Annotated in this window: 21 protein-coding genes and 1 tRNA gene; 10 read left to right on the top strand and 12 right to left on the bottom strand. The window is 66.8% G+C overall.

The genetic code is table 11. The annotated features are described in order from the left end of the window. Nucleotides 1–149: 149 nt before the first annotated feature. The 6 genes from AB7F10_RS17400 to AB7F10_RS17375 form a co-directional block, all read right to left on the bottom strand. A tRNA-Arg gene (locus tag AB7F10_RS17400) sits at nt 150–226 on the bottom strand. After that, nucleotides 217–837 carry an isoprenylcysteine carboxyl methyltransferase family protein gene (locus AB7F10_RS17395; protein WP_428563165.1) on the bottom strand — a complete coding sequence of 207 codons (621 nt, stop codon included), beginning with the start codon at nt 835–837 and terminating at the stop codon, nt 217–219. Before AB7F10_RS17395 ends, AB7F10_RS17400 begins: the two co-directional genes overlap by 10 nt. Further along, nucleotides 830–1,885, bottom strand: coding sequence for a type III polyketide synthase (locus AB7F10_RS17390; RefSeq protein ID WP_428563167.1), 1,056 nt, complete (start codon nt 1,883–1,885; stop codon nt 830–832). The genes AB7F10_RS17395 and AB7F10_RS17390 overlap by 8 nt, the downstream gene beginning before the upstream one ends. Before the next feature lie 56 nt (nt 1,886–1,941). Beyond that, entirely contained in the window at nt 1,942–3,333 is a 1,392-nt protein-coding gene (locus AB7F10_RS17385) for a sensor histidine kinase (RefSeq protein ID WP_428563449.1), read from the bottom strand. A 133-nt stretch (nt 3,334–3,466) separates the two neighbouring features. Then, nucleotides 3,467–4,891 carry a dihydrolipoyl dehydrogenase family protein gene (locus AB7F10_RS17380; RefSeq protein WP_428563169.1) on the bottom strand — a complete coding sequence of 475 codons (1,425 nt, stop codon included), beginning with the start codon at nt 4,889–4,891 and terminating at the stop codon, nt 3,467–3,469. 3 nt (nt 4,892–4,894) lie between these two features. Continuing rightward, entirely contained in the window at nt 4,895–5,692 is a 798-nt protein-coding gene (locus AB7F10_RS17375) for a TVP38/TMEM64 family protein (RefSeq protein WP_428563171.1), read from the bottom strand. A 325-nt stretch (nt 5,693–6,017) separates the two neighbouring features. On the opposite strand from AB7F10_RS17375, the gene rpmH reads away from it, so the two are divergent. From rpmH to argB, 6 genes are all read left to right on the top strand, one after another. Continuing rightward, a complete protein-coding gene (gene rpmH / locus AB7F10_RS17370) occupies nt 6,018–6,152 on the top strand; it encodes a 50S ribosomal protein L34 (protein WP_428563173.1) in 135 nt (44 codons plus the stop codon). 32 nt (nt 6,153–6,184) lie between these two features. Continuing rightward, nucleotides 6,185–6,538, top strand: coding sequence for a ribonuclease P protein component (rnpA, locus tag AB7F10_RS17365; RefSeq protein WP_428563175.1), 354 nt, complete (start codon nt 6,185–6,187; stop codon nt 6,536–6,538). After that, the gene (gene yidC, locus AB7F10_RS17360; RefSeq protein ID WP_428563177.1) at nt 6,535–8,385 is read left to right on the top strand and encodes a membrane protein insertase YidC; all 1,851 of its coding nucleotides are present in this window, start codon (nt 6,535–6,537) and stop codon (nt 8,383–8,385) included. The genes rnpA and yidC overlap by 4 nt, the downstream gene beginning before the upstream one ends. Nucleotides 8,386–8,516: 131 nt before the next feature. Beyond that, the gene (gene yihA, locus AB7F10_RS17355) at nt 8,517–9,167 is read left to right on the top strand and encodes a ribosome biogenesis GTP-binding protein YihA/YsxC (RefSeq protein ID WP_428563179.1); all 651 of its coding nucleotides are present in this window, start codon (nt 8,517–8,519) and stop codon (nt 9,165–9,167) included. 139 nt (nt 9,168–9,306) lie between these two features. Continuing rightward, nucleotides 9,307–9,669, top strand: a complete 363-nt coding sequence (locus AB7F10_RS17350; RefSeq protein WP_428563181.1) for a DUF423 domain-containing protein — start codon at nt 9,307–9,309, stop codon at nt 9,667–9,669. Between the two features lie 93 nt (nt 9,670–9,762). Further along, nucleotides 9,763–10,656, top strand: a complete 894-nt coding sequence (gene argB / locus AB7F10_RS17345; protein WP_428563182.1) for an acetylglutamate kinase — start codon at nt 9,763–9,765, stop codon at nt 10,654–10,656. A gap of 23 nt (nt 10,657–10,679) precedes the next feature. Here the strand turns inward: argB and AB7F10_RS17340 are convergent, their stop codons facing one another. Then, nucleotides 10,680–11,069, bottom strand: coding sequence for a RidA family protein (locus AB7F10_RS17340; protein WP_428563184.1), 390 nt, complete (start codon nt 11,067–11,069; stop codon nt 10,680–10,682). Between the two features lie 333 nt (nt 11,070–11,402). Here AB7F10_RS17340 and AB7F10_RS17335 point away from each other — a divergent pair, with 333 nt between their 5' ends. Together AB7F10_RS17335 and AB7F10_RS17330 are read left to right on the top strand one after the other, a co-directional pair. After that, on the top strand, nt 11,403–12,377 hold the full coding sequence (locus tag AB7F10_RS17335) for a DUF1036 domain-containing protein (protein ID WP_428563186.1): 975 nt from the start codon (nt 11,403–11,405) through the stop codon (nt 12,375–12,377). A 6-nt stretch (nt 12,378–12,383) separates the two neighbouring features. Further along, entirely contained in the window at nt 12,384–13,100 is a 717-nt protein-coding gene (locus AB7F10_RS17330; protein WP_428563188.1) for a pyrimidine 5'-nucleotidase, read from the top strand. A gap of 2 nt (nt 13,101–13,102) precedes the next feature. Here the strand turns inward: AB7F10_RS17330 and AB7F10_RS17325 are convergent, their stop codons facing one another. After that, complete coding sequence (locus AB7F10_RS17325) at nt 13,103–14,014, bottom strand: mechanosensitive ion channel family protein (protein ID WP_428563190.1); 912 nt, start codon at nt 14,012–14,014, stop codon at nt 13,103–13,105. 145 nt (nt 14,015–14,159) lie between these two features. Here AB7F10_RS17325 and dapD point away from each other — a divergent pair, with 145 nt between their 5' ends. Both dapD and dapE read left to right on the top strand, forming a co-directional pair. Continuing rightward, complete coding sequence (gene dapD / locus AB7F10_RS17320; RefSeq protein ID WP_428563192.1) at nt 14,160–15,044, top strand: 2,3,4,5-tetrahydropyridine-2,6-dicarboxylate N-succinyltransferase; 885 nt, start codon at nt 14,160–14,162, stop codon at nt 15,042–15,044. Nucleotides 15,045–15,197: 153 nt separating this feature from the next. Beyond that, complete coding sequence (gene dapE / locus AB7F10_RS17315; RefSeq protein ID WP_428563194.1) at nt 15,198–16,367, top strand: succinyl-diaminopimelate desuccinylase; 1,170 nt, start codon at nt 15,198–15,200, stop codon at nt 16,365–16,367. Nucleotides 16,368–16,489: 122 nt separating this feature from the next. Here the strand turns inward: dapE and truA are convergent, their stop codons facing one another. The 4 genes from truA to AB7F10_RS17295 are packed head-to-tail and all read right to left on the bottom strand — an operon-like array spanning nt 16,490 to nt 19,229. Further along, the gene (gene truA / locus AB7F10_RS17310) at nt 16,490–17,227 is read right to left on the bottom strand and encodes a tRNA pseudouridine(38-40) synthase TruA (RefSeq protein ID WP_428563196.1); all 738 of its coding nucleotides are present in this window, start codon (nt 17,225–17,227) and stop codon (nt 16,490–16,492) included. 2 nt (nt 17,228–17,229) lie between these two features. Next, nucleotides 17,230–17,718, bottom strand: coding sequence for a GNAT family N-acetyltransferase (locus tag AB7F10_RS17305; protein WP_428563198.1), 489 nt, complete (start codon nt 17,716–17,718; stop codon nt 17,230–17,232). Then, nucleotides 17,715–18,647: a methionyl-tRNA formyltransferase gene (gene fmt, locus AB7F10_RS17300; RefSeq protein ID WP_428563200.1), complete on the bottom strand. Its 933-nt coding sequence runs from the start codon at nt 18,645–18,647 to the stop codon at nt 17,715–17,717. The genes AB7F10_RS17305 and fmt overlap by 4 nt, the downstream gene beginning before the upstream one ends. Nucleotides 18,648–18,680: 33 nt before the next feature. After that, nucleotides 18,681–19,229, bottom strand: a complete 549-nt coding sequence (locus tag AB7F10_RS17295; protein WP_428563202.1) for a peptide deformylase — start codon at nt 19,227–19,229, stop codon at nt 18,681–18,683. Nucleotides 19,230–19,304 lie beyond the last annotated feature (75 nt).

Genomic DNA, 19,304 nt, shown 5'->3' with positions numbered 1-19,304 from the left:
ATGGGCGGCCGCTTTCAAGACCGGGCGGCAGGCTTACCGGACGGCCATGATAAGCCGCAAAGCCGGCCTCACCTGAGGCGATCAAAGCATCTTTTCGGAAATGGGCGCCGGCGGCGCCGGCGAATACACGGGCAGCAAACGGCGAAAAGTGGCGCGCCCGAAGAGATTCGAACTCCTGACCCCCAGATTCGTAGTCTGGTGCTCTATCCAGCTGAGCTACGGGCGCCGATTACCGCAGCCGGCGTCACCGGGTGCGAAACCGGGGGCATAGCTATCGTCTCGGTCTCTCATTGGCAAGGGCGGCGGACGGTCCCCACCCGCGGCTCCGTCAGACCCCGCGGCCCAGCCCAAAGCGGCATTTTCGACGCCAATCCGCCACCAAAGCATCGCGGCATTGGCCGCCGAGACGATTAACGCCAGCGCCGGCAGACCGAGCATCAGCGGCACGACCGCGAGTTCCAGCGCGACCACCGCGTAGTTCGGGTGCCGCAGCCAGCGATAGGGCCCGGCGGCGATCGGCGGAGCGCCGGGCGACACCAGCACCCGCGTGGTCCAGCGGCGGCCGAGCGTGGCGATCACCCAGACACGGGCGGCCTGCAGCAAAATGAAGACGGCGAGCCACGGCGCCGATACCGCGCGGTCATGGCCGAAGATCCAGAGCGCCGCGAGCCAGCACGCGTGCATGGCAACCATCAGCGGATAATGCCCCGCGCCGAATTCGACGGCGCCGGCCGCGCGCAACCGCGCCGTGTTGGTCCGCGCCAGCAGCAATTCGGCAAGCCGCTGGACAAGGAGAAACAGCACCAGCCACGCGCCCGCTGCGGGCATATCAGGCATGGCCGGCACCGGCCGCATCGAGCGCGGCAAAGCTGGCCGTGAAGCCCGGCCCGAGCGCGGCCATCACCGCGGGACCGTCGAGCCCTCGCCGCAACGCGCGCTCCAGAACGAACAGCACGGTCGGCGCCGACATGTTGCCGTACCGGCGCAGCACTTCGCGCTCATCGGCCACCGCATCGTTGGACAAGCCCAGCGCTGCCTGAACGGCGTCGAGCACCTTGGCGCCGCCGGGGTGAAAGATATAACGGCCGTTGCCGACGATGGTGCTGGCGAATTTTCGCGCCGGCGCGGCGAGCTTCTGCTCCACGAAACGCGGCAGCGACCGCGACAGCACGACACCGAAGCCGGCCGGGTCGATCGACCAGCCCATGATGTCGAGCGTATCGGGCCAGATATGCTCCGCGGTGCGGCCGACGCGCAGCGTTGCGCGGTCTTCCGCGTCGTCCCCTGCCCGCAGCACGACAGCCGCCGCGCCGTCACCGAACAGAGCGGAGGAAATCACATCCGCCTTGTCGCTGCGGTCCGCCCGGAAGGCGAGCGTGCAGAGCTCGACGACGACGACCAGGACCACCTCGCCGGGTGCGGCGCGCGCCAGCCGCGCGCCGACCGAGAGACCCGACACGCCGCCGGCGCAGCCGAGGCCGAACACCGGCACGCGCATGACATCGCTGCGAAACCCGAGACGGCCCGCCAGCCTCGCTTCGAGGCTCGGCGTCGCGACGCCGGTCGACGACACGGTGACGACAACATCGACATCGCGCGCGGTGAGTTTGGCACGGTCGAGCGCATCGCGTGCGGCGACCTCGAACAACGCCGACGCGCCATCGAGATAGGCGTCGTTGCGGTCGCGCCAGTCATGCGGCGCGTCGAACCACTCGATCGGCCGCACGGAATAACGCCGCTCGATGCCGGCATTGACGAACACATCGGCGAGATTGGGAAAGCGTTCGACCACGGGCGCATAGATGCGCAGCGCACGCTCGATCACATCGCCTTGGTCGAGCGCATAAGGCGGCACCGCGGTGGCGAGGCCAAGGATCGCAACCATTCGCGTGACACTCCGGTCAGCCGACGCCCCGGACCACTAACACCGCTATTGCGGCGTTATTCCGCCGCCGGCGTGACGATGCGCGCGCGTTCGCTGCGCCGCGCTTCGAGATCGACCGGACGGTCGGGAATCCTGATGCAGAACGTCGCCCCGATGGTGCCTTCGACGAGGCGCAGTTCGCCGCCATGCGCCCGCACCAGTTCGGCCGCGATCGCGAGGCCGAGGCCGGCGCCGCCCGGCCGCGTCGAGCCATGGAAGGCTTCGAACAGATGCGCCTTCGCGCGTTCCGGCACGCCGGGTCCGGTGTCGGACATCTGGATCACCACGGCGGATCCTTCGCGGCGGCCGACGATGCGGATCTGGTCGCGCACGGGGTCCTTCGAGCCGTGCGTCTCCAGCGCCTGCACGGCATTGCGCGCAAGATTGAGCAACACGCGGAACAACTGCTCGCGGTCGGCATCGGCGGTCAGGCCGCGTTCCACCGCGACGATCCAGCGGATCGGCACGTTGATGCCGAGGCCGAGCGTCTCGTGCACCTCCTCGATCAACGGCTCCAGCACGACTTGCGTGCGCTCCGGCGTCGCGTCAGGCGATGCGCCGTAGGACAATGTCGACTGGCAGAACGCGATGGCGCGTTCGAGTTGACGCATCAGCTTCGGCGCGAAGCGCTGCACCCGCGGCTCCGGCACATCGGCCAGTTGATCGGAAATCAGCTGCGCCGAGGCAAGCAGGTTGCGCAGGTCATGGTTGATCTTCGACACCGCCAGGCCGAGCGCGGCGAGCCGCGTCTTCTGTTGCAGCATCGAGGCGAGTTCGCGCTGCATCGCGCCCAATTCGGTTTCGGCGATTCCGATCTCGTCGCCGCGGCCCGACGGCTTGATGATGTGATCGCCAACCTCCGGCTCGTCGCGAAACGCCACTATCTTGTCGGTGATGCGCCGCATCGGCCGCACCAGCAGACGATGCAGCGTGAAATAGACCAGCATCGCGGTGATGCCGGAGATCAGCAGCGACAACAGCAGGATGTTGACGGAAAACCGCAGCATCGCCTGCTGCAGCGGCCGGCCGTCGACGATGATTTCGAGATAGTCGCCCTCCATCGGAGCCGGACCGATGACGCGCATGATGTCCTTCTCACCGAACAGCAGCACGTGGAACGCATCCGAAATCGCCCGATGCCAGACCACCGAACGCATGTCGATGTCGCGCGCGGCCTGGGTCGGCACTTCCGACGCGGCCAGCAGCTGACGCTTGCCGCCCATCTTCATCGCGACGGCGTGAGCGCCGACGCTTTTCAGGATTTCGCGGGCGAGCGATTCCGGCACCATGCCGCTCGGCGCGGCTTCAAGCACGAGCGCGGCGGTGTGCGCGGCAGCGAGACGGTCGTTGAGCCAGTTGACGCGGAAATTGGCGATCGACGGCACGTAGATCAGCACTTCCGCCAGCATCACAAAGACGACCGTGAGCACCAGCAGCTTGCCGGACAGGCCGAGTCTCAGCCTGCCGCGTTGCGGGGTCCCGTCTGTCGTTCTATCCGTCTGCGGCCGATCTGTTGCCACTGCCTGCCTCGTCTGCGCCGACTCAACCGAGCTTGCGCAGCCATCGAATGATGCGCCGCACCCAAGGACCGGTCAAATCCGGCGCGAAATAGTCGATGGCCGCGCGCTTGCCGATCTCCGACAGCGTCGGGTAAGGCACCACAATACCGGCAAATGCGCGAATATTGAGACGCTGCGATATCGCCAGCGTCCATGTCGTAATCAGCTCGCCGGCCTGCGCACCGACAATGGTGGCACCGAGAATACGGCCGCGCCGGTCGGTCACCACCTTGATATGGCCGCGCGTCTGCCGTTCCGCCTGCGCGCGATCGTTGTCGTGGTAGGGCCAGCGCGCGATGCGAACCTTGATGCCACGCTCACGCGCCTGCGCCTCCGTGAGGCCAGTCTGCGCCAGTTCCGGCTCGGTATACGTGACCCAGGGCACCGCATCGTCGTTCGCCTTCGCCGGCAAGCGAAACAACGCATTCCGGATCACGATGCCGGCATAGTAATTGGCCGCATGGGTGAATTGCAGCCGACCCGCGACGTCGCCGACGGCATAGACGCGGCGATTGCTGGTGCGCAGCCGCGCATCGGTGACGATGCCCTTGCGATCCGTCTTGATGCCGGCGGCCTCGAGGCCGAGCCCTTCGGTCACCGCCTTGCGGCCGGCGGCGACCAGAAGATGCGAGCCCTCGATCGTCTCCTCCTTACCGTCGCCTGAGATCGTCACGGCGATCTTGCCGTTTGCGCGCCCGACGCCCGACACCTTCACGCCGGCGCGGATCGCAACGCCGTCGCGCGCGAGACTGTCGAGCACAAGGCCCGCGCATTCCGGATCGTCCTTGGCGAGCGGCTGCGCCGCCTCGAACACCGTGACGCCGCTGCCGAGCCGGCGGAACGCCTGCGCGAGTTCGACGCCGATCGGACCGCCCCCGATGACCAGAAGATGCCGCGGGAGTTCCGTGAGGTCGAAGATCGTTTCGTTGGTGAGACAAGGCACGCCATCAAGTCCGGGGATCGGCGGCATCGCTGCCTTCGAGCCGGTGGCGACGACGAAACGCCGCGCGCGGATCTCGAAGCCGCCGGCAACGACCGTGTGCCTGTCCTTGAAATGCGCCGCCGCCCTGATGACGCGCACGCCGAGACCGGTGAAGCGTTCCTCTGAATCGACCGGCGCAATCGCGGCGATCACGCGATGGACATGATCGTGAACCTTCTTGAAATCGACAGCGACGCCCTGTGTGCTGACACCAAACGGCTCGCTGTCACGCAGCCCGGCGGCGTGCTTGGCCGCCGCGAGCAGCGCCTTCGAGGGCACGCAGCCGGTGTTGAGGCAATCGCCGCCCATCTCGGCCTTCTCGACCAGCACGACGGGCACGCCGAAGGCAGCCGCGGCCGCCGCGACCGACAACCCGCCGGAGCCTGCGCCGATTACGCAGATATCGGGCGTGAGCAATTCCGCCACGGCTCAACCTCCCTGCTGCGGTTGCGCGGCGCGCAGCCGGCGCACGACAATCGGGATCAGCGCGACCAGCCCGAGCGCAACGAAACCGGCGATCAGTTCCGGCGTCACCGCGTCGCGCAGATCGAAGTCCAGTGTGCAGCCTTCCTTGCCGGCCGCAATGCATGCCTTGAACGCCGTCTCCTGCGCGGCGATGGCGCTGTCGAGGCCGGCGCCGACGAAAGAGAACGCCACCGCGCCGGGCAAGATGCCGATGACCGTCGCGATCACGAAAGTCCGCAGCGGCACGTCGAACAGGGCCGGCGCCAGATTGACCAGCCAGAACGGAAACAACGGCACCAGCCTGAGAAAGAGAAGATAGTTGAAGGCGTCGGCGCGAAAGCCGTCGGCCAGCTTCTCGATCGCGGGGCCGGCCCGGCGCGCCAGAACGTCACCAATCGCCGTCCTCGCGATCAGGAAGACGATCACCGCCCCGGCGGTCGCGCCGGTCACCGAGGCCGCCGCACCGAGCGCGACGCCGAACAAGATGCCGCCCGCCACCGTCAGGAACAGGGACACCGGGATCGAGAGCGCCACCACCACCAGATAGAGGCCGGCGAACAACGCCAGCGCGGCGGCGCAATGCGCGTTAATGAAGCCGTCGATCGCGGTGCGGTGGCGGATCAGGTTATCGAGGCTGAGATGCTCGCCCAGCCCGCAGGCATAGGCGGTCGCGATCAGCGCCAGAACGACGGCGACCGGCAGCCAGCGGCGCACCGCCGACGGGGCCGCGCCGCCCGAACCGGCCTCCGGGTGACCTGTCAAATGACCATTGCCGTCCGATCCCGCCATGCGGCGCCTGAGGCGTTCCCTTTCGGTTCCCGCGGCGGGGTCCGCCCCGCACGCCGGCGCAGAAACCTATACACGAGCGGGCTGCCGCAGAGACCGCTTTCACCGCCTTGTGACGCCGAATTGACAGCGCCGGCCGTCCCAAAAAGGGCCGCAAAACCCTTGATTGACGGGGATATCTCACTCGCTTATAAGCCGCGGCAATCGCGTGCCGATCCGCTTCCTCGCGAGGGCGGTTGGCGTAGCGCCAGGCCGGTTTCGGCCTTGCCGCCGCCACGGCGCGACAATCGGAGAGCAAGTCGTGAAGCGGACATATCAACCGAGTAAATTGGTGCGCAAACGGCGGCACGGCTTCCGTGCGCGCATGGCCACGAAGGGCGGCCGCAAGGTTCTGTCGAACCGCCGCTCGCGCGGTCGCAAGCGTCTCAGCGCCTGACGGCTCCGGCCCGTCGCGCCGGACAATCCGAGATGGAACGGCTGAGGCAACGGGCGGATTTTCTGGCCGCCGCGTCGGGAACGAAAGTACCGGCGGCGGCCTTTGTGCTACAGGCGCGTGAGCGCGGCGATAGCGGCGGAGCCCGGGTCGGCTTCACGGTGTCGAAAAAAGTCGGCAACGCCGTCGAACGCAACCGGGTGCGCCGCCGCCTTCGTGAGGTGGTGCGGCGGTCACCCGAGAATCGTATGCGATCCGGCTACGATTACGTTCTGATCGGACGCCGCGCGGCGCTGGCACTGCCTTTCGAACGCATCACAGACGATTTCGCGGGCGCGCTGCGCCGGCTGCACAACGCACGCAAACCCGGCGAGGCACGGACCCGATGAACGATCACAAAAACACCATTCTCGCCATCGTGTTGTCGGCGATTGTCCTGATTGCCTGGCAGTTTTTTGTTGGGCTGCCGCAGGCGGAGAAGCAACGGCAGGCGCAGCAGCAGCAAGCGGCGCAACAGCAGCAGACGACGCCGGCGCAACCCGGCCAGCCGACCACGACGCCCTCACCGAGCGCGACGCCCGGCAGCGTGCCGACCGCGGCTCAGGCGCCCGCCCCCGCGCAGAGCCGCGCCGCCGCGCTCGCCGCCTCGCCGCGCATCAAGATCGACACGCCGAACCTGACCGGCTCAATCGCGCTCAAGGGCGCGCGCATCGACGACATCGCGCTGACCAAATACCGCGAGACCGTCGACAAGAACTCGCCGGCCATCGTGCTGCTGTCGCCGTCCGGCAGCGCCGACCCGTTCTACGCGCAGTTCGGCTGGACCGGCGCCGCCGGCACCACCGCCAAGCTGCCGACCGCCGACACGCTGTGGACGCAAGCCGGCTCCGGCGCGCTCACCGTCGGCCAGCCGGTGACGCTGACCTGGAACAACGGCGAGGGCCTCACCTTCAAGCGCACCGTCGCGGTCGACGACAAGTATCTGTTCACGATCAAGGACGAGGTGGCGAACAGCGGCTCCGCGCCGGTGACGCTCTATCCTTACGCGCTGGTGTCGCGCCACGGCACGCCGCACACGCTCGGCTACTACATTCTCCATGAGGGCCTGATCGGCGTGATGGGCGACAAGGGCCTGCAGGAGATGACCTACTCCAAGATGCAGGATCTGAAGCCGAACGCGCAGAACCTGAAGCAGGAGAGCTTCGACGTCACCAATGGCTGGCTCGGCTTCACCGACAAATACTGGGCGGCCGTGCTGCTGCCGAACACCGACGCGCACCTGAAGGCGAGCTTCTCGGCCGGCACGCTCGGCAAGACGCCGACCTACCAGACCGACTACCTGCTCGACGCGCAGACCATCGCGCCCGGCGCAACCGGCACCGCCAATGCGCGGCTGTTCGCCGGCGCCAAGGAAGTCGCGGTCATTAACGAGTACGAGAAGAAGCTCAACCTCAACCGCTTCGACCTGATGATCGACTGGGGCTGGTTCTATTTCATCACCAAGCCGATGTTCGTGGTGATCGACTACTTCTTCCGCCTGCTCGGCAATTTCGGCATCGCGATCCTGCTCGTCACCGTGCTGATCAAGCTCGTCTTCTTCCCGCTCGCCAGCAAGTCCTACGCCTCGATGGCGAAGATGAAGGCGGTGCAGCCGGAGATGACGGCGATCCGCGACCGCTACGCCGCCGACAAGGCGCGCCAGCAGCAGGAATTGATGGAGCTTTACAAGCGCGAGAAGATCAACCCGCTCGCGGGCTGCCTGCCGATCGTGATCCAGATCCCGGTGTTCTTCGCGCTCTACAAGGTGCTGTTCATCACCATCGAAATGCGGCACGCGCCGTTCTTCGGCTGGATCCACGACCTTTCGGCGCCCGACCCGACCAACCTGTTCACGCTGTTCGGGCTGATCCCCTACGACCCGACGATCATTCCGGTGGTCGGCCACTTCCTGCATCTCGGCCTGTGGCCGCTGATCATGGGCGTGACGATGTGGGTGCAGATGAAGCTCAACCCCGCGCCGCCGGACCCGACGCAGGCGATGATCTTCAACTGGATGCCGATCATCTTCACCTTCATGCTGGCGAGCTTCCCGGCCGGCCTCGTGATCTACTGGGCGTGGAACAACACGCTGTCGGTGATCCAGCAGGCCTATATCATGCGCAAGAACGGCGCGAAGATAGAACTGTTCGACAACATCAGGTCGACATTCGGGAAGAAGAAGGCGGAGGGGTCGTAGCGACTCCTCGCCAAGGCTGTTCAGTAAGATTGAATGCGAATGCCCGGCCTTGGTGCCGGGCGTTTTCGTCTTTACTGTTCATTTGTGAGAAAGACGTGGATGCCCGGCCTAAAGCCGGGCATGACAGAGCTATGACCGAATTCAATTTCACCCGCGACGAACTGGAAACCGGCCGGAAGATTTTCACCGGCGAGTGGGACTTCATCGCCGCCGCGAGTTCCGAAGCCGTGCTGCCGCGCGCGCGCGGCACCGAGATCGCCTTTGCCGGGCGCTCCAATGTCGGCAAGTCGAGCCTGATCAACGCGCTCACCGCGCGCAAAAGCCTCGCGCGCACCTCCAACACGCCGGGCCGCACGCAGGAACTGATTTTCTTTTCGCGGAAAGACGGGCTGACGCTGGTGGACATGCCGGGCTACGGCCACGCCGCCGCCTCCAAGCAGAAGATCGGCGCCTGGACGCAGCTCATCCATCAATACCTCGTCGGCCGCGCCAACCTCGCCCGCGTCTATGTGCTGATCGACGCGCGGCACGGCCTGAAGGACACCGACGACGGCGTGCTGGAGACATTGAGCAAGGCGGCGGTGAGCCACCAGATCGTGCTGACCAAGGCGGAAGCCGTGAAGCCGGCGGAGCTGACCGAGCGCATCGCGCAGACGGAAGCGGCGCTCGAAAAGCGCCCGGCGGCGTTCCCCGGCGTGCTCGCGACCTCCTCGCACGAGGGCACCGGCATTCGCGAACTGCGCGCGGCGGTGGCGAGGCTGCTCAACGAGCGGAAGGGGTGACGGGTACACTGTCATGCCCGCGCTTGTCGCGGGCATCCACGTCTTAGCAGCCTGTCAGTAAGAAAGACGTGGATGGCCGGGACAAGCCCGGCCATGACCTGAGGATGACGGCGCGTTCGCTGCACAATATAGTCCCGCCATGGACTCCCTCCTCATCGCCCTCGCCGGACTGATGGGCGCGGCCGGCGTCGCGCTCGCCGCCGCCGGCGCGCACGGCAAGCCCGGCTCCGGCCTCGACAGCGCCGGCACTCTACTGCTGATCCACGCTGTCGCGGTGATCGCGGCGGCGCTCGCCGCCCGCAACGGGCTGGTCGCCCGGCCGCTCGGCACGCTCGCCGTCTGGGGCTTCGTGATCGGCGCCTCGCTGTTTGCCGCCGACGTCGCGGCGCGCGCATGGCTTGGCTCCCGGCTGTTCCCCTTCGCCGCACCGGCCGGCGGCCTGATCCAGATCGCAAGCTGGCTCGGCCTCGCCGTGGCGGCGCTGCTGGCGATGCGCGGATAGGGCTTTTTCATAGGCGCATGATCTTTTCCGAAAACCGGTTCCCACTTTTCGGGATCATGCGCTAAAAGAGCCGCGCCAACACGGGAAGCCGCGATGACGAAATCCACGCTCGATCCGCAGGAACAGGCCCGCGTCCTCTCCGAGGCGCTGCCGCACATGCAGCGCTACGACGAGGAAATCATCGTCATCAAGTATGGCGGCCACGCCATGGGCGACGAGACGGTGGCGCGCTCCTTCGCGCGCGACATCGTGCTGCTGGAGCAGACCGCCATCAATCCGGTGGTGGTGCATGGCGGCGGCCCGCAGATCGAGGCGATGCTGAAGAAGGCCGGCGTGCAGTCGCAGTTCGCCGGCGGCCTGCGCGTCACCGACGAGAAGACGCTCGAGATCGTCGAGATGGTGCTGGCCGGCTCGATCAACAAGCAGATCGTCGGCTACATCAACGCCGCCGGCGGCAAGGCGATTGGCCTGTGCGGCAAGGACGGCAACATGGTCACCGCGCGGAAAGTGAGCCGCACGGTGCGCGACCCGGATTCCAACATCGAGAAGGTGGTCGATCTCGGCTTCGTCGGCGAGCCGAGCGAGGTCAACACCTTCGTGCTCGACACCGTGCTCGGCCGCGAGCTGATCCCGGTGTTGGCGCCCGTCGCCGCCGGCGCCAACGGCGCGACCTTCAACGTCAATGCCGATACCTTCGCGGGCGCCATCGCCGGCGCGCTGAAGGCGAAGCGCTTTCTGCTGCTAACCGACGTTCCGGGCGTGCTCGACAAGTCGAAGCAGCTCATCAAGGATCTGTCCGCCGCCGACGTGCGCAAGCTGATCGCCGACGGCACGATTTCCGGCGGCATGATCCCGAAGGTCGAGACCTGCCTCTACGCGCTGGAACAGGGCGTCGAGGGCGTCGTCATCCTCGACGGCAAGGTTCCGCATGCGGTGCTGCTGGAACTCTTCACCGACCACGGCGCCGGCACGCTGATCCACCGGTAGCTGGCGGCCTTTCCGCTCGTTCCTTATCTCCCGCCCGCATAGGCGCAGCACTCGACTTCCACCAGCGCGCCGAGCGCCAGTCCATTGGTGCCGAAGGCGGAGCGCGCCGGCAGGCGGTCGGGATCGAAATACGTGACGTAGATCGCGTTGAACGCCGCCCATTGCGACATGTCCGCCAGCATCACCGTACACTTGAAGACGTCGCGGAACGAAAGGCCGTTCTCCGCGAGCGTGGCGCCGGTGTTTTCCATCGTCTGCCGCGCCTGCGCCTCCATGCCGCCGGGCACCAGCTCCATCGCCTTGCCGGGAACGTTGCCGAGCGTACCCGACAGATAGAGCACGTCGCCGATCCGCACGGCCTGGCTGAACGGCAGCTTTGTCGCCCGGGCTGCCGGTGTGTTAATGAATTGCATCGCCCCTTCCGCCTTTTTTCTTCGCGGCCGTGCGGCCAATGGCCCGCGCCCGCCGTCCTTCGAGACCCGCCTTGTATCTCATTCCGGGGCACAGGCGTGAGCGCCTCGACGACACGGTGTCGCATGCAGCGCTGCTCGAACTCTTCACCGACCACGACGCCGGCACGCTGATCCATCGGTAGTACGGCTCATTGCTATTCAGGCTGTCATGCCCGCGTAGGCGGGGCATCCAGTAAACTCTTAGAGTACGGTGCGTACTGGATCGCCCGCCTTCGCGGGCGATGACAGATGATGGGCTGGCACGCCAGCCGCAAAACGCCGATCATCCCCGCAATGATTCGCGCACTCCTCCTCACGACAGTTCTGCTTGCCCCCTGCGCCGCGCGCGCGGAACTCACGCTGTGCAACCGCACAAGCTATGTGATGGACGCCGCGCTCGGCGTCGAGAGCCACGCCGTGTTTGCGACGCGCGGCTGGTTCCATCTCGAGCCGGGCCAGTGCAGCAGGATCGACGACGTTCCCGACGGCGACACGGTCTATGTCCACGCCCGCACCTCCGCAGTCTACGGCACGGCGCCCTTGCCGCAGACCGGCCATGCCGATCTCTGCGTGCGGCCGACCGACTTCCGCATCGAGAATGCGCGCGGCTGCGCCGACCCGGTGCGCTTCACCGCGATCCACCCCGCCGCTAGCGACAAGGGACCGACCGCGACGCTGGCCGAGGAAGCCGACTACGATTTCACGCAGGCGCGGCTCGCCGGCATTCAGCGGCTGCTGACCATCGCCGGCTATGACGCCTATCCGATCGACGGCGTGCAGGGCTCGCGCACGAGCGCCGCGCTCAACAAGTTCATCGCCGACCGCAAGCTGCCGGCCGGCGCGGCCGAAAATGCCGGTTTCTTCGCCACGCTGATGCAGGCGGCGCAGAGCCCCGGCGGCTCCGGCTTCAGCTGGTGCAACGAGGTGCGCTATCCGGTGATGGCGGCGCTCGGCGTCGTCGAGATGGGAACCATCGTCACCCGCGGCTGGTATCGCGTCGAACCCGGCCAGTGCCTGCGCCCGGACATCCACGGCGGGCCGCTGAAAGTCTACAGCTATGCGGTGGCGGTGGACCGCAACGGCGCCGCCATCAAGGCGCAAGGAAAAACGCTGGCGTGGGGCGGCGATGTCGCGCTATGCACCCGCGACGGCAAGTTCGAATTGAGCAACCACAAGGATTGCGCCGGCCGCGGCCTCACCCAGACGAGTTTCGCGGTTGTCGATCTCGCCGGACAAGACGCCGTCACCATCCGTTTCAAGGACCAGTAGCCGCTCGTGCCTGCATCGCCGTCATCGCGTGATTTCACCAAAGTCGAGACCTGGGTGTTCGATCTCGACAACACGCTCTATTCGCATCATCTCAACCTGTGGCAGCAGGTCGACGACCGCATCCGCGACTTCATCGTCGACTTCCTCAAAATTCCGCACGACGAAGCCTTTCGCGTTCAGAAGGACTACTACAAGCGCTACGGCACGACGATGCGCGGGCTGATGACCGAGCACGGCCTCGAACCCGACGACTATCTCGACTACGTGCACGCGATCGATCATTCGCCGCTGACGCCGAACCCGGCGCTCGGCGCCGCGCTCGAACAGCTGCCGGGCCGCAAGCTGATCCTCACCAACGGCACCCGCAAGCATGCCGACGCAGTGATGAAGCGCCTCGCGGTGGACGGGCATTTCGAGGACGTGTTCGATATCGTCGCCGCCGACCTGGAGCCGAAGCCCTCGGCGCGCACCTACGAGCGCTTCCTCGAACGGCACAAGGTCGATCCGGGCAAGTCCGCGATGTTCGAGGATCTCGCCCGCAATCTTGAAGTGCCGGACGCGCTCGGCATGACGACGGTGCTGGTGGTGCCGGAAGGCCAACGCGAGGTGTTCCGAGAGGACTGGGAGCTTGCCGGCCGCGACGCGCCCCACGTCCATCACGTCACCGACGATCTCGTCGGCTTCCTCAACACCCTGCTCGCCGCCCGTCGCCGGCCGGCCTGAGGTCAGGCCGCGCTCGCGCTGCTGTCGCGCCGCTGCGGCGAAGCCCCGGCGCCGTTTCCGGTCAGCGCCGGCGGCGCGTCCTTGATGTGCAAATCGCGCTGCGGGAACGGGATCGAGAGCCCGGCGGCTTCGAGCACCTGTTTTCCCTTTTCGGTCATGTCGCGATACACCGACAGGTAATTCGTCGTTTGCGTCCAGACCCGGAGCCGCAGCACGACGGCGGAGTCGCCCAGCTGATCGACGAAGACGATCGGTTCGGGATCGGACAGCGCGCGCTCGTCGTCGCGCGCCGCCTTCAGCAGCACCTCCTTGCCCTTGGCGACGTCGTCCTCGTAAGCGATGCCGAACGACAGATCGGCCATGCGGGTCGGGCGGCGCGTGAAATTCGTGATGCGCTTGTTCCACAGTTCCGAGTTCGGCACGAACAGATAAAGGCCGTCATAGGACTGCAGCTCGCAAGCGAACAAGCCGACGTCGGTCACGGTTCCGGTCACCGAGCCGGTGTCGATATAGTCGCCGACGCGAAACGGCCGCAGCCACAACAGCATCAGCCCGGCGGCGATATTCGACAGCGTGCCCTGCATGGCAAGGCCGATGGCGAGGCCGACCGCGCCGAGTGCGGCGATGATGCTGGTGGTCTGGATACCGAGCTGGCCGAGCACCGCGACGATAAACAAGGTCAGGATGCCGTAACGGACCAGCGAGGCGATGACGCCGCACAGCGTGCGCTCGATATGCGACTGGCGCGACAGCAGCGCGATCATGGCGCTCTCGGCCCGGCCGGCGATCCACCACCCGGCGGCGAGCAGCAGCAGCGCGCTGATCAGACGCGGCAGCGCGTCCGCCGCCCATACCGACAAGGCGGTCAGAAATGTGCTGACCTCGTTGGTGAGTTCCGCGGCGGTTGCTTCCATCGATGGCTCCTTCCTTCGCTTCCGTATTACCGGATTCGGCACGTTACCTTAGTCGCCGAGACGGCGATATTATGCGCGCGCTTGACAGTTGCAGCGGTTCCCCCGAAAAACCGACGCCATCAAATTCATCGGGGCCGAAGCGACCATGCCGACCAAATCGAAATCCACCAAGACCGGCAACAAGGCCGATCTCGCCAGACTCGAAAAGACCATCGACGAGGCCTTCGAGAAGCGCGACGGCATCAACGCCAGGACCAGGGGGCCGGTCCGCAAGGCGGTCGATCAGGCGCTGGCGCTGCTCGATGCCGGCGAGGCCCGCGTCGCCGAACGGCAGAGCGACGGCGCCTGGAAGGTCAACCATTGGCTGAAGAAGGCGGTGCTGCTGTCGTTCAGGCTCAACGACATGAGCGTCATCAAGGGCGGCGCCGGCAAGGCGGTGTGGTGGGACAAGGTACCTTCGAAGTTCGACGGCTGGAACGCCGCGAAGTTCAAGACCGCCGGCTTCCGCGCGGTGCCGAACTGCGTGGTGCGGCGCTCGGCCTATATCGCGCCGGGCGTGATCCTGATGCCGTCCTTCGTCAATCTCGGCGCGCGTGTCGACTCCGGCACGATGGTGGATACCTGGGCCACCGTCGGCTCCTGCGCGCAGATCGGCAAGAACGTGCATCTGTCCGGCGGCGTCGGCATCGGCGGCGTGCTGGAGCCGCTGCAGGCCGGCCCGGTCATCATCGAGGACAACTGCTTCATCGGCGCGCGCTCGGAAGTCGTCGAAGGCGTGATCGTGCGCGAGGGCTCGGTGCTCGGCATGGGCGTCTATATCGGCATGTCCACAAAGATCGTCGATCGCGAGACCGGCAAGATCTATATGGGCGAAGTGCCGCCCTATTCCGTCGTCGTCTCCGGCACCATGCCGGGCAAGCCGCTGCCGAACGGCGAGCCGGGCCCGAACCTCTATTGCGCCGTCATCGTCAAGCGCGTCGACGAGCGCACACGGAGCAAGACCAGCATCAACGATCTGCTGCGCGACTAGCCGAACTCGGATCCTTACCTCCCCTTGAAAAGGGGAGGTCGGTTTGCGAAGCAAACCGGGTGGGGATCGCTTTGTGACCCCCCACCCCAGCTCTCCCCCTTTCAGGGGGAGGGAGATAGTCTGCGGTCACCCTGCCACGCTTTCGAGAGCACAATGCCCGCCGACCCCGTCGCCATCACCGCCGATCTGATCCGCTGCCCGTCGGTGACGCCGGCCGAGGGCGGCGCCCTCACGTTCCTCGAGAAGACGCTGAAGGCCGCCGGCTTCACGGTCCATCGCAAGGTGTTCCACGAGCCGGGCGCGGAGGACGTCGAGAACCTCTACGCGCGCATCGGAACGAACGGACCGCACCTCACCTTCGCCGGCCACACCGATGTCGTGCCGCCGGGCGAGGAGACGGCGTGGACGCTGCCGCCGTTCTCCGGCGAGGTGAAAGGCGGCGAGTTGTACGGCCGCGGCGCGGTGGACATGAAGGGCGGCATCGGCTGCGCGGTCGCGGCGGCGCTCGATCATCTCGCCGGCAACGGCGGCAAGCCGCAAAAGGACGGCAAAGGCTCGATCTCGTTCCTCATCACCGGCGACGAGGAAAGCATCGCGGTCAACGGCACGCCGAAGCTGCTGTCATGGGTCGCGGAGATGGGCGAGACGTTCGACCACTGCATCCTCGGCGAGCCGAGCAACGTCAACGAACTGGGCGACACCATCAAGATCGGCCGCCGCGGCTCGCTCAACGGCCATCTCATCGTGCGCGGCAGGCAGGGCCACGTCGCCTACCCGCACCGCGCGGTCAATCCGATCCGCGGACTGGTCAGGCTTATCGAGGCGCTGCAGGGCGAACCGCTCGATACCGGCAGCGAGTTGTTCCCGCCGTCGCATCTCGAATTCACCTCGGTCGATGTCGGCAACAAGACGGTCAACCTCATTCCCGGCGAGGCGCGGGCGCGCTTCAATATCCGCTTCAACGACCGGCACACGCTCGATGGGCTGAAGGAACTGCTGCACGCGCGCGCGAAAAAGGCCGCCGGCGCCGAGGTCAATTTCGAATTCATGTTCGAGCCGTCGAATGCCGGCGTGTTCGTCGTCAAGCAGGGACCGTTCACCGACATGGTGGTGGGCGCGATTTCCGAAGTGACGGGGCGCAAGCCGGACCTCTCGACCTCCGGCGGCACGTCCGACGCCCGCTTCATCGCCGCCTATTGCCCCGTGGTCGAATTCGGCCTCGTCGGGCAGACCATGCATCAGGTCGACGAGCGCGTGCCGGTCAAGGACCTGACCGCGCTGACCGGGATTTACCGGCGGATATTGGGGGCTTATTTCAAGTAGCAATCTTTTCCGTCGCCCCGGGCGAGCGCAGCGAGGCCCGGGACTCATAGCTTCCGACTCTGCGGCTTACGACCGATCTTTGCGATGATGGGTCCCCGCCTGCGCGGGGACGACGCAGTGCCTCAATAATCCACCTTCATCAGATAAAGCCCGTCCGGCGGGGCGACGGTGCCGCAAGCGGTGCGGTCGCGCGCGTCGCGCGCCTTGCGCAGATCGTCCGGCGACCATTTGCCGTCGCCGACCAGAACCAACGAGCCGACCATCGAACGCACCTGATTGTGCAGGAACGAGCGCGCCGAGCAATAAACGTCGACCTCGTCGCCGGAACGGACGACATCAAGCACGTCGAGCGTCTTCACCGGCGATTTCGCCTGACATTCGGTGGAGCGGAACGTCGTGAAATCGTGTCTGCCGATCAGGAAGCGCGCCGCCGCCTGCATCGCGGCCTCGTCGAGCGGGCGCGGCACCCGCCAGGCGCGGCCGAGATCGACCGCGAGGTCGGGCCGGCGATTGACGATGCGGTAGCGATAGTGCCGCTTCACGGCGGAGAAGCGCGCGTCGAACGTATCCGGCACTTTCTCGGCGGCAAGCACCGCGACCGGGTGCGGCCGCAAATGGGCATTGAGCGCGTCGCGCACCGTGTCGGTGTCCCAGTCGCGCGCGAGATCGACATGCGCGACCTGCCCGCGCGCATGCACGCCGGCGTCGGTGCGCCCGGCGCCCTGCACCGCGGCCTTCTCTGCCGTCAGCGCCTCGATCGCCGCCGTGAGCGCGCCCTGCACGGTGAGATCGACCGGCTGGATCTGCCAGCCGCGGAACGGCGCGCCGTCATATTCGATGGTGAGCTTGTAGCGCGGCATGGTCAGGACAACGCCGAAAACGCGCGCGCGTAGCGCACCGCGCCGGAGGACGGCGCGCGCGGCGACAGCGCAAGCGACTGGAAATAGGGGCCGGGATAAGGCGTCTCGAACCGCGCGGCGGACGCGGCGGCAAAACCGAAGCGGCCGTAATAGGCCGGCGCGCCGAGCACGAAGACCAACGTCTCGCCGGACTGCTTCAGGCGCCGAAGACCGTCCTCGATCAGCGCCGTGCCGATGCCACGCCGCTGCTGCGCCGGCAGCACGGCGACCGGAGCAAGCGCGACGGCGGGATCGCCTTCGATCTGCATCCGCGAGAACGCGACATGGCCGATCACGCCGCCGTCGTCGGCGACCAGCGACAGCAGGAGATCGCCGTCGCGGCGCAAGGCATCGACCAGATCGGCCTCCTGCGCGCCGGCGAACGCCGCTTCGTTGACGGCGCGAATGGCGGCGACGTCCGCAAGCGTTTCGTCGCGGACAGCGAGCGTCATGACAGCACCGTGTCGGCCGGCACCGCATTGCCGCGCAGGAATTCCTCCGCACTCATCGCTTTTGCACCGGCGCGCTGCACCTGCACGAGCCGCACCGCGCCGTCGCCGCAGGCGATGGTCAGACGCGCATCGAGCACGGTGCCGGGAGCGGGGTTATTGTTTTTTGGCCCGTCGCCGCGCGTCGCGCGCAGCACTTTCACCCGCGTGCCGTCTGCGAGTTCAAACCATGCGCCAGGAAACGGCGCGAGGCCGCGGATGTGATTCTGGACGTCCTGCCACGGCTTGGCCCAGTCGATGCGAGTTTCCGCCTTGTCGATCTTGGCGGCGTAAGTCACGCCCGCCGCCGGCTGCGGCGTGAAGCCGAGCGAGCCGCGCTCGAGCGCGGCCAGCGCCCGCACGATGGCGTCGGCGCCGAGCCGCGACAGCGCGTCGTGCAGTTCGCCAGCCGTCATGTCCGGCGCGATCGGCAGCCGGTCGACCATCGCGACATCGCCGGTGTCGAGGCCCTCGTCCATCTTCATGATGCTGACCCCGGACTCAGGATCGCCCGCCATGATGGCGCGGTTGATCGGCGCGGCGCCGCGCCAGCGCGGCAGCAGCGAGGCATGAATGTTGAAGCAGCCGAGCGCGGGTGCATCGAGCACGGGCTTGGGCAGAATGAGGCCATAGGCGACAACCACCGCCGCATCGGCGTTGAACGCCGCGAACTCCGCCTGCGCGGCATCGTCGCGCAGTGTCTTCGGCGTCAAAACCTTCAGGCCAAGTTTCGTCGCCTCGCGCTCGACCGGCGACGGCGTGAGTTCGAGGCCACGGCGGCCGGCCTGCTTCGCCTCGCGGGTATAGACGGCAACGATCTCGTGTCCGCGCGCGGCGATCTCGACCAGCGCCGGCACCGCGAAGTCGGGCGTGCCCATAAAGATCAGCCGCATCGGTTGTCGCGCCTCGGGCGGCCGCGGGCCGCCTTACAATTCGTGGGTCGGATTCGGCACATGCGGCGCGGCGCCCGCCTGCTTCGCCGCCTTCTTGAACTTCCTGACCACCATGTCGCGCTTGAGCTTCGACAGGTAGTCGATGAACAGCACGCCGTTGGTGTGGTCGATCTCGTGCTGAAGGCAGGTCGCGAGCAGGCCGTCGGCCTCGATCTCCCGCTCCTTGCCGTCGATATCGAGATATTTGACCTTCACCGCCGCCGGCCGCTCGACCTCCTCGTAATAGTCGGGGATCGACAGGCAGCCCTCCTCGTAGGCACCCTTCTCCTCCGACGACCAGACGACCTGCGGATTGATGAAGACCTGCGGCGCCGGCGGGTCGTCCTTCTTGGCGAGGTCCATGGTGACGACGCGCAGCGGCACGCCGATCTGGATCGCCGCGAGGCCGATGCCAGGCGCGGCATACATGGTCTCGAACATGTCGTCGACCAGCGCGCGCAACTTGCCGTCGAAGGCGGTGACGGTGTCGGACGTCTGCCGCAGCCGGGGGTCGGGAAGGATGACGAGATCGCGGGTTGCCATGGCCCGCGATGTAAGGCGAAGGCCTTGCAAGGTCAATGGAATCCCCGCCGTTCGCCGTTCGTTCGCGCAGCCTCT

Origin of the sequence: Pseudolabrys sp., assembly GCF_050250095.1 — a bacterium.
Taxonomy (GTDB): Bacteria; Pseudomonadota; Alphaproteobacteria; order Rhizobiales; family Xanthobacteraceae; genus Pseudolabrys.
Note: the sequence above shows the minus strand (reverse complement) of the source record. Positions and strands in the feature narration are given on the sequence as shown.

Excerpts from the sequence above, each read along its gene's own strand:
- AB7F10_RS17395 (WP_428563165.1), bottom strand. The coding sequence starts at position 837 with ATGCCTGATATGCCCGCAGCGGGCGCGTGGCTGGTGCTGTTTCTCCTT.
- AB7F10_RS17390 (WP_428563167.1), bottom strand. The coding sequence starts at position 1,885 with ATGGTTGCGATCCTTGGCCTCGCCACCGCGGTGCCGCCTTATGCGCTC.
- AB7F10_RS17385 (WP_428563449.1), bottom strand. The coding sequence starts at position 3,333 with ATGCTGGCGGAAGTGCTGATCTACGTGCCGTCGATCGCCAATTTCCGC.
- rnpA (WP_428563175.1), top strand. The coding sequence starts at position 6,185 with ATGGAACGGCTGAGGCAACGGGCGGATTTTCTGGCCGCCGCGTCGGGA.
- yidC (WP_428563177.1), top strand. The coding sequence starts at position 6,535 with ATGAACGATCACAAAAACACCATTCTCGCCATCGTGTTGTCGGCGATT.
- yihA (WP_428563179.1), top strand. The coding sequence starts at position 8,517 with ATGACCGAATTCAATTTCACCCGCGACGAACTGGAAACCGGCCGGAAG.
- AB7F10_RS17350 (WP_428563181.1), top strand. The coding sequence starts at position 9,307 with ATGGACTCCCTCCTCATCGCCCTCGCCGGACTGATGGGCGCGGCCGGC.
- argB (WP_428563182.1), top strand. The coding sequence starts at position 9,763 with ATGACGAAATCCACGCTCGATCCGCAGGAACAGGCCCGCGTCCTCTCC.
- AB7F10_RS17340 (WP_428563184.1), bottom strand. The coding sequence starts at position 11,069 with ATGCAATTCATTAACACACCGGCAGCCCGGGCGACAAAGCTGCCGTTC.
- AB7F10_RS17335 (WP_428563186.1), top strand. The coding sequence starts at position 11,403 with ATGATTCGCGCACTCCTCCTCACGACAGTTCTGCTTGCCCCCTGCGCC.
- AB7F10_RS17325 (WP_428563190.1), bottom strand. The coding sequence starts at position 14,014 with ATGGAAGCAACCGCCGCGGAACTCACCAACGAGGTCAGCACATTTCTG.
- dapD (WP_428563192.1), top strand. The coding sequence starts at position 14,160 with ATGCCGACCAAATCGAAATCCACCAAGACCGGCAACAAGGCCGATCTC.
- dapE (WP_428563194.1), top strand. The coding sequence starts at position 15,198 with ATGCCCGCCGACCCCGTCGCCATCACCGCCGATCTGATCCGCTGCCCG.
- truA (WP_428563196.1), bottom strand. The coding sequence starts at position 17,227 with ATGCCGCGCTACAAGCTCACCATCGAATATGACGGCGCGCCGTTCCGC.
- AB7F10_RS17305 (WP_428563198.1), bottom strand. The coding sequence starts at position 17,718 with ATGACGCTCGCTGTCCGCGACGAAACGCTTGCGGACGTCGCCGCCATT.
- fmt (WP_428563200.1), bottom strand. The coding sequence starts at position 18,647 with ATGCGGCTGATCTTTATGGGCACGCCCGACTTCGCGGTGCCGGCGCTG.
- AB7F10_RS17295 (WP_428563202.1), bottom strand. The coding sequence starts at position 19,229 with ATGGCAACCCGCGATCTCGTCATCCTTCCCGACCCCCGGCTGCGGCAG.